Genomic DNA, 14,984 nt, shown 5'->3' with positions numbered 1-14,984 from the left:
TTTATCTCCAAATATGGATTTACAGTTATCGCCAAAATATTAATTACACGAGAAAAATTAATAAAATAGAGCTTAAACAATAAATATAATTTAAAAACAACACCAATATTAAATGAGTAGAAAAATTAACCAATTTTAATACAAAAAACATATTTAAATAGGTAAATAATGATTTCGATTTGCATCATTGGAATAAAAGAATTACAAATTGCTTCAGAGTGAAGCATAAACTATTAAATCTATAAAATTTTGTCAAATTAATTAGCAGATATTTCGAATAGTTTTTTTTATCATTAAGTCAAAGAAAAAACCATAGACTAAGTCTATGGTTTTCGAATCTGTAGCGAAGACGGGAATTGAACCCGTGACCTCAGGGTTATGAATCCTGCGCTCTAACCAACTGAGCTACCTCGCCGTTTTGGTGGTGCAAATATAGAAAATATTTACTAACCTCCAAAATTATTTTAGCTTAAAATACTCCAAAACATCACCAACATGATTGGGTTTGCTGATTATCTTATTGTTAGCATCTAAAATAAAATAGGTCGGTGTCGCATGAATATTATAAATTTCTGCAAAAGAACTGTTCCATCCTCTTAATTCCGAATCATTAATCCAAGGAAAAGCAGCTATTTTTGTGGTATAAGAATTTTTATCCGTATCCAAAGACAGTCCTATAATCTGGATATTATTAGCCTGAAGATCTTTATATTTTGCCAAAAGCTTTGGCAATTCATTCTCGCAATGTGAGCATGTGGAAGACCAGAATACAATCACCTTTTTATCTGCTTTTACATCCGCAATTGTCTTGGCGGTAGTATTTACCGGTGAATGGAATTTATACTCAGGAAAAACAGCTCCTAAGTCTGTAGCAGCATTTGACTTTAAGGTTGACGCAAGACGGTCGTTTATTGTGCATTTTAAATTTCTAGCCAGTGTAAGATATTTTGTTTTGAAATCATTCATATCATACACATCAAAAATATCAATTAACTCCGAAAGAACGGTTTGACCTCGTGGAGTTTCTACATTCAATTTATTAATTAAAGCATCTACAGACTGAGCAACATTCGTATTTCCACCAACATTTAGGTAAGAAACAAGAATTGGCCTTAGTAAAGACGAGCTCTCAAGCATATCATTTGATTTGTCGATGAAATTAACGATTTCTTCCTGCGTTACTTTCTTATTAGCGTCATTAGACAAAAATTTATTGTAATTGGTGTTGTAAAAATACACAAACGGATGCTTTGCCTGGTCTACTCCACCTGCAGTTCCCGATAACTTTCCTATTTCACTAATTAACGCCTTACCAAAGTCCGTATCGTCTTTATAATATTCTTTAATTTGACCTAATGCGGGAAGAATTAATTCCTTTTTTTGAGAAGTTTCCTGTATACTGCTCATCAATTCATTGGCTTCGTCCAGGTAAATAACATTTTGAACTTTATTTGCCTTTGTTTCAAGCTTAATGCTGACATTTTTATTTTCGGAAATAAAACTTACAGAATTATTGGTATTGGGAAAATATACCTTCATCATCCCGGAATAGCTTTTCGGATATTTAAAAGTCCAGACATTATTTTTACTTTTTTCTTTTGTAACAACAATATCTTTAGAACCATTTAAGGTATATAAAATAGCTTCCTGCTCATTGAATCCCGGCTCCGTCTGAATATTTATTGAAAATTGTGCCTGCAGAGAAAATGCACATAACATAGATGATAATACAAATATCTTTTTCATAGGTAGATATTAATCTTTTAAGTAATACTAATCGCATTTCATATATTAGTCACACTTGGGACAGCGATTCATTATGTAAAAATAAAAAAAACTCTCTGACTAATCAGAGAGCTTTAAATATTTTAATATAATTTTTATATTTTCTGAGTTTTATATCTTGTAGCGAATAAACCAATTCCAAGAATTGCTACTGCTGCCAAAATATACACGTACATATCAATAGGCGATTTGGGTGCACATGGTGGGGTGATAGCAGTTCCACAAGGGGGTTGTCCACCAGGGCCGTTACCCTGTGCATATATTAAACTAAAGGATGCAACAAATAGTATTAAAAGTAATTTATTAAAAAATCTCATCATTTCGTTTTTATTTAATTAATATTTTGGAGTTTACAATAGTTCCATCATTACCCACAACCCTCACAACATATGCTGCTTTAAGCTGAGCGTCTAATTTAATTACATAATCTGAATTTGTTTTAACAGATTTCTCTGAAATAACGAGCTTTCCACTTGCGTCAAAAACTTCAATAGAAGCAGACTTCCATTCCGGATCAAAACGAACAATATAATTTTCTATAGCAGGATGATAGGTAATTAGAGTTCTGGATTTAGGTTTAGCTTCATTAGTATTTAATACATTTTGAGGCGCACCATAATACAGCCCATAATTAGAATTTGCTACCGGAATAACATCTCCTTGTTTAACCTGTACAACCTGACCATTACCTACACTATAATAAAAACCTGTTCCGCCTGAAAGAGCGTGGCTATTATCTGCAATCAAACTTCCATTCTCTCTGATCTGAAATTTTAACGAGGCAATATTATTTCCGAAAACACTCATATCAATTCTTTTACCAAGATAATTCGTTTCGTTCGCCTCATTAATATACAATCTATATGTTGAAGAATAATTTTGATCTATTCCTCCTGCTGCAGTTTCTTCAAAGGTCTGAATAATAGCAGAAGGAGTAGTAAGAGCTTGTACAGAGCTTACGCTTGGATCTTGTATGTACCCAGTAGCATAATTAGGGGAAACCACATAATAAGTTTCACCAATCTGATTGCCATTAGCATCTAAAGCTAAAACTCCTAATTGCTTGATAGTACCCGTATTTGTATTTTTAGCAGCAGTAACCCCATATGATGTAGTTGCCGCTCTTGGAGTTGCACTAAACCTTCTTAGATTATCAAAGTCTAAAGATTGACTTGTCGAATTTCTTAACTTAATCTTGAAAGTACCCAATGGTTTTACAACTAATGCATCATAGTTTCCTGTTGGTACTCTACTGTCAGCATCAAAAGTTATCTGTTGTTGTCCAGCATAAGAGGATGTTGTACCAGTAGTTGAATTATAAGCTACATTTTGAGGATCAACAGCAATTCCCCAAATGTTTGATAAATTATTATTGTCAGTAATCGCAACTGCTTCGTTGTAGCCGATAAGAGACAAATCTATATTGGTTAAATACGGATTGGAGAATTGATAGGTAAACTTACCCCAATTTCCTGTCCAGGCTGCAGTAGTATTATCAAACGAATCCCAGATATAGGTATTATATTTTTCATAGTAATAATTCTGTCCATTACCTCCGGCACCAAAATTAACAGCCAATTGTGGAGCAGAATTTAAAGCCATATTAGCTGCTCCGTTAATGCCGTCAGCATAGGGAGTTCCTTTTACCGTTCGAGAATCCACGGTTGTCCAGCCTGTTGTACCGACGGTAAAATAGGCGGTTCTATCCGCAGCTGTTGTAACTGAAGTAGGAGATAAAGCATCAATCGTAATACCATTAACACTAGTAACAGGTGCTGTAGGAACAGATGAACCGTCAAATCTTAAAGCGGCATTATTCCATTTAAGAATTTCTTTTCCTCCCCATCTGGTATTATTAAAAGCATTTGTACCATTACCAAGCTCAGTACCTAAACTTAAAAAAGATTTTCCAATGAAAGGGATACCAAGTTGCTGATATGCACCGTGTTTTGTAGCAGCATACTCTTTATCAACAATACCCGTGATATTTCCCTGAGAAATTCCGGTGATGTAAAGCTGACCATACGTTGCACTTACGGGAGTTCCCGGATTGAGACGAAGTACGATATTCGCACCACTTGTTTTCAAATCAGTCCCATTGTTTTCAAGTGTTCTGACAACATCAGATCCCCCACTACCACTACCTACGACCATCATGTTCCCATAAAGGTCAATGTTTCCGGAACCTTTTGTTTGAAGACCTCCTCCGTTATACACGAGAGTTCCATTGCTTACATACATCTTAGCAGTATCGTCTACATGAAGTAGTACCTGCGCCTGAACAGATAACCCAATAGCTAAAAGCCCTATAGTTAATAAATTTTTTTTCATTGTATCTCAGTTTTTGTGTTAGTACAATATTCTTTGCAAAGATATAATTTTTTTCTAAAAAAAAAGTTAAAATTACTTATTAATCAAAATATTATCTTTTGTTAAAATAATTTCATCATGCTCACCCACTGTAAACATATAGTCCTCAAGCACTTTTTCAGTAGTTCCGCGCAATCCTCTCGCTCCTAAACCTTTCTCCATGGTTTCGTCCACAATACTTTCTATTGCTTCATCAGTAAACACCAATTTTGTTCCATCCATTTTGAAAAGTTCCACAAACTGATTGATGATTGAGTTTTTAGGCTCTTTCATAATTCTTATCATTGTCTCTTTGGTGAGTTTTTCGAGATAAGTAATGATTGGAAATCTCCCCAAAAGTTCGGGAATTAATCCGAAAGAGCGAAGATCTATTGCATTAATATTTGTTAATATATATTCGTCTTCTTCTACTTTATTGATTTTTTCTGAACTAAAGCCAATAGCCTGCTTATTCATTCTTCTTTCAATAATTTCTTTGATCCCGTCAAAGGCTCCACCCGCAATGAATAAAATATTTTGTGTATTTACCTGAATATACTTCTGATCAGGATGCTTTCTTCCTCCTTGTGGCGGAACATTCACAATACTTCCTTCCAACAGCTTTAATAACCCCTGCTGAACACCCTCACCCGAAACATCTCTTGTAATACTCGGATTGTCTGATTTTCTTGCAATTTTATCAATCTCATCAATAAATACAATTCCCTTTTCTGCTTTTTCAACATCATAATCAGCAACCATTAAAAGTCTTGAAAGAATACTCTCAACATCTTCACCCACATATCCGGCTTCTGTAAGAATTGTTGCATCAACTATACAGAAAGGAACATTAAGTTCTTTGGCAATTGTTTTCGCCAAAAGCGTTTTTCCCGTTCCGGTTTCACCAATCATAATGATATTGGATTTCTCCAATTCTACCTCCCTGTTTTCATCTTTTGCATGAAGAAGTCTTTTATAATGATTGTACACGGCAATTGCAAGCTGTTTTTTAGCCTGATCCTGACCGATAACATATTGATTAAGAAACTCTTTAATCTCTTTAGGTTTTTTGAGCTCATCGATACTTTCTGCAGGAGAAAAACCTGTAGAAGAAACTGTATCTTTTACAATCGAATGCGCCTGCTCGATACAGTTTTCACAAATAAAGCCATTCTGTCCCGAAATCAGCATCTGCACTTCATTTCTTTTTTTACCACAGAAAGAACATTGGTTTGGATTCATTTTTAAATTTAGATATTTTAAAGAAAATCGTAAAAAATTACTTTTTTACGATTTTCTGTTTTTGTTAAGAATTAATAATTAAATTTTGAATTTCTGAATATTCTTCCGGGCTAAGTTTAAGCCTTTCATTTCTGAAATTCATGTCTTCCATTTTATTTAAAGGAATTAAATGAATATGAGCATGAGGAACTTCCAGTCCCACCACTGCAACTCCAACACGAATGCATGGCACTGCATTTTTCACTTTTTTTGCGACTTTCTGAGCAAAAGCCCAAAGATTTTTATATTCCTCCGTATCCAGATCAAAAATCAGATCTACTTCTTTTTTAGGAATAACCAATGTATGACCTTTTACCAAAGGCATTGCGTCAAGAAATGCTACGAAGTTCTCATCCTCTGCAATTTTATATGCAGGAATTTCTCCGTTGATAATCTTAGTGAAAATTGAGCTCATATGATTTTCATTTAAAATTTGCCTACAAAGTTATATCTAAAACTTCAAACGACAATTTATTTCCGTTTGGAAGAACAATTTCTGCTGTTTCTCCAACCACTTTACCCAATAATCCTTTAGCAATAGGCGTATTTACAGAAATTTTCCCGCTTTTCAGATCGCTTTCGTTATCCGGAACCAAAGTAAACACCTGCTCTTTTTTTGTATCTTTATTAAGGAGCTTCACAGTTGTAAGAATAGAAACTTTTGAAGTATCTAACTGACTTTCGTCTATAATTTTTGAAACCGAAATCACATCTTTAAGTTTAGAAATCCTCATTTCAAGCATTCCCTGTGCTTCTTTAGCGGCATCATACTCTGCATTTTCAGACAAGTCTCCTTTATCTCTTGCTTCTGCAATCTGTTGAGTAATTTTTGGTCTTTCAATCGTTTCCAGCTGTTCCAGCTCGGCTTTCATTTTGTCCAAACCTTCCTTGGTTACATAGCTTGCCATAATTTTAAAATTTAGTTTTAGTATAAAAAAATTATCCGACATTTGCCGGACAATGTTTTTGCGTGTTAATCGTTATTGTTTTACAAATATATAAAAATTTATATTCAAATGAAAAAAACTTTTCCAATCATGTCAATTTTCATCTTATTGACAATCAGTATTTTAAATATAAATTCCTGCAGCAGTCGGGAAGACACCGTAAGCTGCTTCCCTTTAACACCCATCAGCGTTAATTTAAATCTAAATCTTGCAGCCTACAACAACCTCAACTTCGTTGGAGGCTGGATTTATGTGGATGAACAGCAAGCCGGAACAAGAGGCCTCATCGTAGTAAGAACAGCCGATAATCCTGCACAGTTTAAAGTATATGACAGAAATGCACCCCACATTTGTCCGGACAATGATACAACTCTGGAAGTAAAAGACGGCATCAGTATCCTTTGCCCAAAAGATAATGCAACCTGGATATTATTAAGCGGACAGCCAACAACAGGCTCTTCCCTCCCTCCGAAAACATATTTCTGGAATTATGACGCAACTACAAAAAATTTAAGCTTATATAATTAATGAAGGTTGTAGTACAAAGAGTTTCTGAAGCTCACGTAAAAGTAGATGATGAAATAGTGGGGAAAATAGAAAAAGGCTTTATGCTTTTGGTAGGAATAGATGAAAATGATGAAAAAGCAGATGCTGACTGGATCACTCAAAAGATTCTAAACCTTCGTATTTTCGGTGATGAAAACGATAAACTTAATTTATCTGTAAAGGATGTTGAAGGAGAAATTTTATGCATCAGCCAGTTTACCCTGATAGCAGATTACAAAAAGGGTAACAGACCATCATTTATAAAAGCCGCAAAACCCGACAAAGCTATTCCCCTTTTTGAATATTTTAAAACAGAACTTTCAAAATCTGGCCTTAAGATAGAAAGCGGAATTTTTGGAGCAGATATGAAAGTCTCATTAATAAACGACGGTCCCGTAACGATCGTAATCGACTCATTTACAAAAATGTAGACATCTCTATCTATACAATAATTATCATTATCTAATGAATTAATGCTGCGCGATAGAAATACTCTATGCAACATTCATAATAAATACCATAAAAACATACCACAACATCCGTACAAATACGGAAATACAGTATAATTCGTAAAAAAATCATATTTACGTTAAAAATATAGCATTATTTTTCTTAACTTTAGGAACCGAAACTAAAAATCCTTAATATGAAAAACTGCTATTTTATCATGCTTTTTTTTATGCTAAATTATTGCATAAACGCTCAAGTGGGAATTAACACCGACAATCCCAAATCGACACTGCATGTTCAGAAAAGAACAGAGCTCACCTTTCCGGACGGAATCATACCTCCGAGAATTTCAGGAGATTCATTGCGAGAAAAAGAAGGTGCATATGGCCCAAGTCAAAATGGTGCTATAGTCTATGTCACTTCTGCAGCAGGAACTACAGGACCGAAAACGGCTGCGGTGAACAGCACAGGACTCTTTATTTATGATGCAACTGCATCAAACGGTACAGGAACTGGGCTTTGGAATAAACTTCCAACAACAACAACTCCGTCTACAGGAACGGGTGATGGAGCATATGCAGCAAGAATAAATAGTGGATTATCACTGTTACAAGTAGGTTTAAATCTCTTGAATAATACCGTGCAAATAATACCGCTCCCTACTGCTAGTGTAAATACTCCAACTACTACTCCTGTCGTAGACATCAATCTGGATGTCGCTGGAATTGCAAATATATCCACGACAATTGGTACAGGACCAACTTCGCCTGGTGATTCTTATTATACTGTTCCATCAACGGGACTATATCAAATTAATTACAGTTATCGAACCGGACAAGGTTTAAGGTTAGAAGTTTTAGGGGCCAATAGGCCAGGACTTATTATTACGAAATCTCCAGCAGGAGGTCTACCAGCCACTGCCACACCAATTGATTATCGTTATTTCGGCGGCATTAGTTTAGGAAATCTCACTGTCCCATTACAGCCATTATTGCCAAATGTTACACTATCATTAGGAAATCTCGCACTGACACAAGGACAAATAAACCATATTTATCAGTTTAATGCTGGTGAAAGAATCAGGTTTGGAGTTCTTACAGGAGGTTTAGCTCTGGGAGTATTAACAGATGCTTCGGCAGAACTGTCAATTTACAAAATCAGATAACACAAATTCACCATACCCATATACAAGAAAAGCTTTCCAATGTCGGAAAGCTTTATTTTTTGTTGTAAAAATATCAATTATCTTACAGGTACACTGCTGAAGTTAAGCGATACTTTCAGGTTCATATCTGAACTCGTCTGATTTTTCAATTCATAAACCGTTCTTACTGTTAAACCCGTACTTTTTACAATACTGTCTAAGAAGCCGCCATCATTATTCAGATCTAAATTTAAGCTTGAAGAATTAGTTGAAATATCCGATCTTGAGGCAACCAGCTTTTCACCTGTTCCATTCGATGAGATATAGACTTTTACAGACTTCAAAGCATTTAATGTACCACCACTCGGTGAAACAACGGAAATTTTAGCATCCGAAATCCTTACATCTTTTATTTGTGCATTATTATTTCCACCTACCCAGGTTTGTACATTTGAAGCTGTTGATGTAGATGAAACCTCCTTACCTGCAGGAACTCCTGTAGAAACCAAAACATTGGCTGTATAAGGAAAAGTATTCTGTACGATTGACTGTACTGCTCCACAACTTACCAAAGCTATGGAAGATACCATTGCTAATGAAAATATATTTTTCATAGGATTAAAATTTAAATGTACCCTTGCAGAAAGTGTACCAAATCTATTCTACCCTCACAGAGAAATCACCAGCAATTTCTCCTTCCGCCATCAGGTTTTTACCTATAATTAACCACACTTCACCACTCTTTGGGATTTCATAGGAAATATCCCGACTAAAAGGTCCATCAAATTTTCCGTCGGGTGTTCTGATCTGATTAAACCTGATATTCATATTATTGTTTTGGGGCAGAATTGAAGCTTTCAGACTTGTTTTTTCATAATTCCTGATTTTCAGTATCAGTTTTTGGTTTTTATCGGTAAACTTTTCATCAATCAGCAGGGGAAGCTTTTCGCCATCAACCACTTTAATGATTTGCCCGTTTTTCACCTCATTTACTTCACTGCCATTATTCTGAATCATTTCGACAGTGTCTTTATTGATTTTTAATTCCTGCGAATCAGAAGGTAAAGTATTTGCAGATTGTTCAGAAACAATAATGGAATCGGCTTCTTTATCTTTCATCGGAACAGCTTTTTTACAGGAGACAATTAACAATGGAACTATTAAAAGTACCGAATTACTCACGTTATTTATGTTGAATGGTTTCATAATAAAGAATTTTAGATAAAAATGTTGGTGACTTTTCAGTTTTTATTTGTTTTAAAATTTCATTTTTGAGTTCTGAATCTTTCTTTTCTTCAGCATATTGTAAAAGATATTTTTCGCTGAACCAAATTGATTTCAAATGATAATCAACTGCAAAATCAGAACGCTTCATGTTCTGGGAAGTAATGACTCCGCCCCAGTTTACAAAACTGCATACTAAAACCATTCCATAAAAACACCAGCTCATCGAGTTGAAGAGAAAAGCATTTCTTTTTTTGTATTGAATTTTAATAAATGTAAGCATCAAACCGATCAAAGACAACAACAGAAAAGCATAAACTCCGAGTCTTTTGTAAGTAAAACCATAATTGGTAATGTACTCTGTATTTTTTATCATTGCTGAGAAAATCAAAACTGCATTCAAAAACAACCAAACTTTGGCAACAGCTTTCAGCAAACCTGCTTTAGCATCAAAATTAAAAGTAGATTTAAAGTAAAACATCATCATTAAAATAACCAGAATAATAGAAAGTATAATTGAATTTACTCTTTCATGGGTTTCTTCAGAAAGCTGCACCGGACTTTTTACTACCTCATAAAACTGCTCATAATTATAAGCAATGATAAAGAAAACAAGCAGAATATTTAATAATATTAAAGAAATTACACCACTGATTCTTTCTGTATTAAGGTCTATAAAAGAAAAAGTGGATTTAAAAGTATGATCATTGTTGTCAAAGCTATTATCTAAAATGTGATTTTGTTTGTATAGGAACTTTTCAATTTTGAAATTCCAAAAATTAAAAGCTATAAAAAAACCAAAAACAACAAGCCTAACGATCTGCCAAAAATCAAATTCAAATTCATAATCATTGAAAAGATTTGCAAAATGATCGCTAACCCCCGCATAAATACCAAAGAAAACCAATACAAGAACTAAAGGGACAATTATGAAAGCAAATATTTTCTGAAACAGATTCGGTATATTTTTCTTAGGAAGCCAGTCTTCAAAGCTAAAAACTCTGCAAAAGAATGTGAAAAAATTAGTTACAAAAACTGGAAGAAGAAAAAGACTCTTCAATCTTCTGTTTTTAGACCGGAAAGTAAGCAGCAAAAGGGAAATCGTTAATGCCAAAAACGAACTGATGTCGCCAAACCAAGCAAATGCAATGCCCGACAAAATGCTTGTTGCAAAAAGCATAAGAAAAGTTTTGCTGCGATTTCTTTCCGGGGTTTTAATAAGCGTTAAAATTGAGTACAAAACGCCTAAAATGCCAAGATTTAAGCCTACATTTTCATTATAAAATAAAATGATAAATGCGATGGTGCTAAGAAATATATAGTGATGTGTTTTCATGAGGTTAAGATTGAGGTTGAGGTTAATAAAAAACAGGAGTTTCTTTTTGTTTGAAAAAATTCTGAAGATTTTCAAAGTTTTGCCACAATAGAGATTCAAAATCGACGTGATGGAAAGCTCTCATATTTCTTCCTTTTTTGTAGGCTTTGATATACATTTTGTAATATTCTGGAAGAATTACCGTTCCTAAACCGATTGCCGCTAAAAGGTGAGCATTAACTTTTCCGTTTCCTAAAAGAAGAAACTGCATGGCGATTTCGTCTTCGAAATTGGTTCCACATCCTGTAAGCAAATGATGCACATCGTGATTTTCCATTTTGGGAATCATCGTAAAACCGTGTTTCTTATAAAATTCCCCTAATTTTCTGCCTAAAGAATCTTTATGAAATTCTAACAGTTGATTTTCATTAAACTGCCATTGTCTTTTTTTCTTTTTGAAATATTTTCTGTACAATTTTTGTGTTTTGTCGTAAACGAACAGGAGAAATTTGATGCGTATTTTTTTCATAGTTGATGTATTTTATTATTAATAATTAGAGTTAAAATCCCATTAAATAAATTCCCAAATAGAAATACAGAATAGCAATGGGAATATTGATACAAATGATTAATGATGCTTTCATACATTCTTTTAATTGAATCTTCCGGAATAAACCATATACCAATAAAATCAGAATTACAGACAGGTTAATCGGAATTCCTAGCTGCAATACAGTAAATCCTGAAGCTGCAAAAGTTTCATTTTTTGTAATTATATATCCGAAAAGACAGATATTTCCGAGAATAAGGAAAATAAGAAAAGTAAATTTCCCTATGTTTTTAATCGTTGAGTTTTTCATATTTATGCTATTATTAAGATTATATAAAGAGCAGATAGAACCGGAAAATTGAAAAGAAGGAGAATTGCCGAATTTTTGAATTCAGTTTTATTTTCTGGAAAAACGTAATACAAAACAAAGAGAAGTATAATTGAAAAAAGATTTATAATTAAACTGAATGCAGATAAAAACAATAATCCTAATACAAGTTCATCCTGAATTTCAAGCAAAGAAAATAGTATAACTAAAATTCCTATTACCCAACTCACACAGAAATAAATCAATGCTACATTATTTAATTCAACCTTCCTCATCACGCTCAAGTTTAAAAACCGTAATTTCCGGACGCACCATAAAACGCACCTGATAAGAGTGTCCTAAAGCACGGTTGATATACAACATTCTTCCGTCTTCCAAATCGATTTCTCCGGAAACATATTTTTTGTTTGCAACTGGAAGAATCGGAGTAATCACTCCCGGAATTCTGCATTGTCCGCCATGAGTATGACCGCTTAAAATCCAGCCTTGATAACCGTTCCAGACATCTTTATCACACACATCGGGATTATGACAAAGCACAAGATTGGCTTTTTCAGGATTATAATCTTTCATCACTTTCATCGGATCAAAATTGGGCGACCATAAATCATCAAACCCAATAATATTCAAACCATAAGATTCTGTCTGTTGATTTTTCAACATCGTCACACCATTGATTTCCAGAATCTTACCAATCTCTTCTGAAGAACCGAGGTCTTTCCAGTTCTCGCCATAGTCATGATTCCCCATAATTCCGAAAGTTCCCAGTGTTCCGAAAACAGCTTTCTGCATTACTTTTTCCAAATTCTCATGGTCTTCGGCTGTTCCATGATTAACGTAGTCGCCTGTGTAGACCACAAAATCCGGATTAAATTCCTGAGCTTTTTCGAAAGATTCTATTAGAAAATTCCAGTCGAATCTGTTTCCGACATGTAAATCTGAAATCTGCATTAAAATTTTCCCTTCTAAATGTTTAGGCAAATTTTTAATAGGAAGTTTTCTCTGTACAAATTCCACCCAAAACGGTTCAATCTGCCATGAATAAAGAAAGGGGAAAGCTCCGACTGCAGAAACCTGCAAAAGTCTTTTTAGAAATTTTTTCCTGGTCATTTTTGAATTTATTTATCTGAAATAATTTTTTAGTTCTCGCAGATTTAACAGATTACGCAGATTTTTGAGGTTTGAATGCACTAAATCTGCTCAATCAACGAGATATTTCTTATCCGGTTTAAATTTTAGCTTCCCGCGAATGGAGTTCCGAAAATTCCTACAGCCAGTTCCATCCAAACTAAAACGAGGATAGCAACAATCACAAGACTGATTATAATTCTGTAATTCCTGTTTTTAACTAAAGTTCTTACCAGGCTTATTAAACCTGCAGTTCCGAAAAGTAAAATTCCGGCTGCGAGAAAGTCAAATCCAGACCAGTTCCAGCCTTCTACAAAAAGATTTCCTAAAAATGCTGCTGCCAGTAAAAGTTCAGGAACAGCAAAAATTGCTAATGTTGTTTGTTTATGTGTTATCATTTATTTAATTTTTATTTATAAAGTACTTTGTGTTTCAAAGTTATTATTCAAAAAAATATATGTTTATTTTCCGAGCAGTTTTTCCAAAGCATTTAAATGTTCCGTAAAAGCAGTTCTTCCATTTTGAGTTACACGATAAGAAGTCTTTGGTTTTTTACCCACAAATTCTTTTTTCACTTCAATATAATTCGACTTTTCAAGTGCATTACTGTGACTTGCCAGATTTCCGTCAGTAATTTCCAGCAAACTTTTCATTTCAGAAAAATCAACCCAATCATTAACCATAAGAACGGACATAATGCCCAATCTTACACGGCTTTCGAATTCTTTATTGAGTTGACTGATGTTAATCATTATTGGTATTTAGTTATTTAGCTAAAAAGTTTTTTAGTTGTATTAATTACTTCTTCTGATAGTAATTCTTTATTGTTTTAATATATCCGTTTAATAACTTTCCAATTTCATCACATGAACTGATAGTATTTTCAAATGTTGCATTATTAATATAATTAAGATCTTTTGCAAGAATAAAATAATACTTCACCTCTTGCAATGAGCCTTCGGAATGAGAAATATAATTAAGTTTATTTGGTAAAGTTTTTTTATTAAATCCTTCTGCAATGTTAGCTGGGATGGAAACTGCCGCTCGTCTCAATTGATTTGTCAAAGCATAAGTTTCTTCTTTGGAAAATGCTGAACTTATTGCATAAATTTCCAGAACAAGTGCATGTGATTTTTGCCAAACAATCAAATCCCTAAACGAAATAATATTTCCCATAATTTAGAAACTAACTAACTAACTAACTAACTAACTAACTAACTAACTAACTAACTAACTAACTAACTAACTAACTATTTATACTTCTTATGCATAATCAAACCATACACAATATGCAAAACACCAAAACCCATTGTCCATGCAATCAATCCCCATCCTAAAAAGAATAAGGAAATCAATCCCAAACCAATTTGGCAAAATCCTAAATATTTTACGTCTGTTAAAGTATATCGTTCTGCATTTACTAATGCTAAGCCATAGAAAATCAATGTAGCCGGCGCAACCAATGAAAACAGATGATGATATAATAAACCTAAACAAACAAATCCGCCTGTCACCAAAGGGATTGCAAAGGTAAACAAAAGTCTTTTGGTTGTCGCATCCCAAATTTTTAAACCTTTCTTTCTACTTTTATTGGCTGTGAAAAAATATCCGCTTAAAACAGCAATAATTAAAATAATAGTTCCCGTAATCACTAATTCATTGACAATACTTGTATTAGAAATTCTTCTTTCACCATCAAAATAATCCAGCCCTTCTCTTTTAAAAACATAAAAAACATATGCAGCACCTAAGATTGCCGCCAAACCGGCAACCACTCCGGATAATCCGCTTAATGAAATAAACCTTGAAGAGCGCTCCATCATGGAACGAATGTGTAATAAGTCTTCGCGATAGTTTTTTGATTCCATATAAAAGAACTTTGAATTACAAAGTTATAATTAATTTTGAAATCCCAAAATATTTCTTCAAGTAATTTC

At 33.8% G+C, this 14,984-nt stretch carries 18 protein-coding genes and 1 tRNA gene; 3 read left to right on the top strand and 16 right to left on the bottom strand.

The genetic code is table 11. The features are described from left to right. Positions 1 to 341: 341 nt before the first annotated feature. The 6 genes from ACR1PN_RS11355 to greA all read right to left on the bottom strand — a co-directional run bounded on the left by ACR1PN_RS11355 (position 342) and on the right by greA (position 6,323). Positions 342 to 415 (bottom strand) — tRNA-Met (locus ACR1PN_RS11355). 44 nt (positions 416 to 459) lie between these two features. Beyond that, the gene (locus ACR1PN_RS11350) at positions 460 to 1,746 is read right to left on the bottom strand and encodes a TlpA family protein disulfide reductase (protein WP_433980126.1); all 1,287 of its coding nucleotides are present in this window, start codon (positions 1,744 to 1,746) and stop codon (positions 460 to 462) included. A gap of 366 nt (positions 1,747 to 2,112) precedes the next feature. After that, a complete protein-coding gene (locus tag ACR1PN_RS11345) occupies positions 2,113 to 4,116 on the bottom strand; it encodes a T9SS type A sorting domain-containing protein (protein WP_433980125.1) in 2,004 nt (667 codons plus the stop codon). Positions 4,117 to 4,188: 72 nt separating this feature from the next. Next, complete coding sequence (clpX, locus tag ACR1PN_RS11340) at positions 4,189 to 5,376, bottom strand: ATP-dependent Clp protease ATP-binding subunit ClpX (protein WP_378180645.1); 1,188 nt, start codon at positions 5,374 to 5,376, stop codon at positions 4,189 to 4,191. A 64-nt stretch (positions 5,377 to 5,440) separates the two neighbouring features. Next, a complete protein-coding gene (locus ACR1PN_RS11335) occupies positions 5,441 to 5,830 on the bottom strand; it encodes an HIT family protein (RefSeq protein WP_378180648.1) in 390 nt (129 codons plus the stop codon). A 22-nt stretch (positions 5,831 to 5,852) separates the two neighbouring features. Further along, the gene (greA, locus tag ACR1PN_RS11330) at positions 5,853 to 6,323 is read right to left on the bottom strand and encodes a transcription elongation factor GreA (RefSeq protein ID WP_378180651.1); all 471 of its coding nucleotides are present in this window, start codon (positions 6,321 to 6,323) and stop codon (positions 5,853 to 5,855) included. A gap of 108 nt (positions 6,324 to 6,431) precedes the next feature. Between greA and ACR1PN_RS11325 the strand changes: the two genes are divergently transcribed. From ACR1PN_RS11325 to ACR1PN_RS11315, 3 genes are all read left to right on the top strand, one after another. Then, on the top strand, positions 6,432 to 6,890 hold the full coding sequence (locus ACR1PN_RS11325; RefSeq protein WP_433980124.1) for a hypothetical protein: 459 nt from the start codon (positions 6,432 to 6,434) through the stop codon (positions 6,888 to 6,890). Continuing rightward, entirely contained in the window at positions 6,890 to 7,339 is a 450-nt protein-coding gene (dtd, locus tag ACR1PN_RS11320) for a D-aminoacyl-tRNA deacylase (RefSeq protein WP_433980123.1), read from the top strand. The genes ACR1PN_RS11325 and dtd overlap by 1 nt, the downstream gene beginning before the upstream one ends. Positions 7,340 to 7,614: 275 nt before the next feature. After that, positions 7,615 to 8,523, top strand: coding sequence for a hypothetical protein (locus tag ACR1PN_RS11315; RefSeq protein ID WP_433980122.1), 909 nt, complete (start codon positions 7,615 to 7,617; stop codon positions 8,521 to 8,523). A gap of 77 nt (positions 8,524 to 8,600) precedes the next feature. Here ACR1PN_RS11315 and ACR1PN_RS11310 read toward each other — a convergent pair whose 3' ends face one another. The 10 genes from ACR1PN_RS11310 to ACR1PN_RS11265 form a co-directional block, all read right to left on the bottom strand. Beyond that, entirely contained in the window at positions 8,601 to 9,116 is a 516-nt protein-coding gene (locus ACR1PN_RS11310; protein WP_378180663.1) for a hypothetical protein, read from the bottom strand. A gap of 43 nt (positions 9,117 to 9,159) precedes the next feature. Then, positions 9,160 to 9,708 (bottom strand): hypothetical protein, encoded by a 549-nt coding sequence (locus tag ACR1PN_RS11305; protein ID WP_433980121.1) that lies wholly within the window; start codon positions 9,706 to 9,708, stop codon positions 9,160 to 9,162. Then, positions 9,686 to 11,062, bottom strand: coding sequence for a DUF4153 domain-containing protein (locus tag ACR1PN_RS11300; RefSeq protein ID WP_433980120.1), 1,377 nt, complete (start codon positions 11,060 to 11,062; stop codon positions 9,686 to 9,688). The genes ACR1PN_RS11305 and ACR1PN_RS11300 overlap by 23 nt, the downstream gene beginning before the upstream one ends. A gap of 22 nt (positions 11,063 to 11,084) precedes the next feature. Beyond that, complete coding sequence (locus ACR1PN_RS11295; protein WP_433980119.1) at positions 11,085 to 11,570, bottom strand: Coq4 family protein; 486 nt, start codon at positions 11,568 to 11,570, stop codon at positions 11,085 to 11,087. A gap of 31 nt (positions 11,571 to 11,601) precedes the next feature. Beyond that, entirely contained in the window at positions 11,602 to 11,901 is a 300-nt protein-coding gene (locus tag ACR1PN_RS11290; protein ID WP_433980118.1) for a hypothetical protein, read from the bottom strand. A 279-nt stretch (positions 11,902 to 12,180) separates the two neighbouring features. Continuing rightward, positions 12,181 to 13,029 (bottom strand): metallophosphoesterase, encoded by an 849-nt coding sequence (locus ACR1PN_RS11285; RefSeq protein WP_433980117.1) that lies wholly within the window; start codon positions 13,027 to 13,029, stop codon positions 12,181 to 12,183. 125 nt (positions 13,030 to 13,154) lie between these two features. Then, the gene (locus ACR1PN_RS11280) at positions 13,155 to 13,445 is read right to left on the bottom strand and encodes a hypothetical protein (protein ID WP_433980116.1); all 291 of its coding nucleotides are present in this window, start codon (positions 13,443 to 13,445) and stop codon (positions 13,155 to 13,157) included. 63 nt (positions 13,446 to 13,508) lie between these two features. Continuing rightward, positions 13,509 to 13,799: a winged helix-turn-helix domain-containing protein gene (locus tag ACR1PN_RS11275; RefSeq protein WP_433980115.1), complete on the bottom strand. Its 291-nt coding sequence runs from the start codon at positions 13,797 to 13,799 to the stop codon at positions 13,509 to 13,511. Positions 13,800 to 13,845: 46 nt separating this feature from the next. Next, positions 13,846 to 14,223, bottom strand: coding sequence for a four helix bundle protein (locus tag ACR1PN_RS11270; protein ID WP_433980114.1), 378 nt, complete (start codon positions 14,221 to 14,223; stop codon positions 13,846 to 13,848). A gap of 74 nt (positions 14,224 to 14,297) precedes the next feature. Next, complete coding sequence (locus ACR1PN_RS11265) at positions 14,298 to 14,915, bottom strand: hypothetical protein (RefSeq protein ID WP_433980113.1); 618 nt, start codon at positions 14,913 to 14,915, stop codon at positions 14,298 to 14,300. Between the last annotated feature and the right edge of the window lie 69 nt (positions 14,916 to 14,984).

This window comes from Chryseobacterium sp. RLHN22, from assembly GCF_051011795.1.
Lineage (GTDB): Bacteria > Bacteroidota > Bacteroidia > Flavobacteriales > Weeksellaceae > Chryseobacterium > Chryseobacterium zhengzhouense.
The sequence above is the reverse complement of the archived record's forward strand: the minus strand, read 5'-3'. Positions and strand labels throughout refer to the sequence as shown.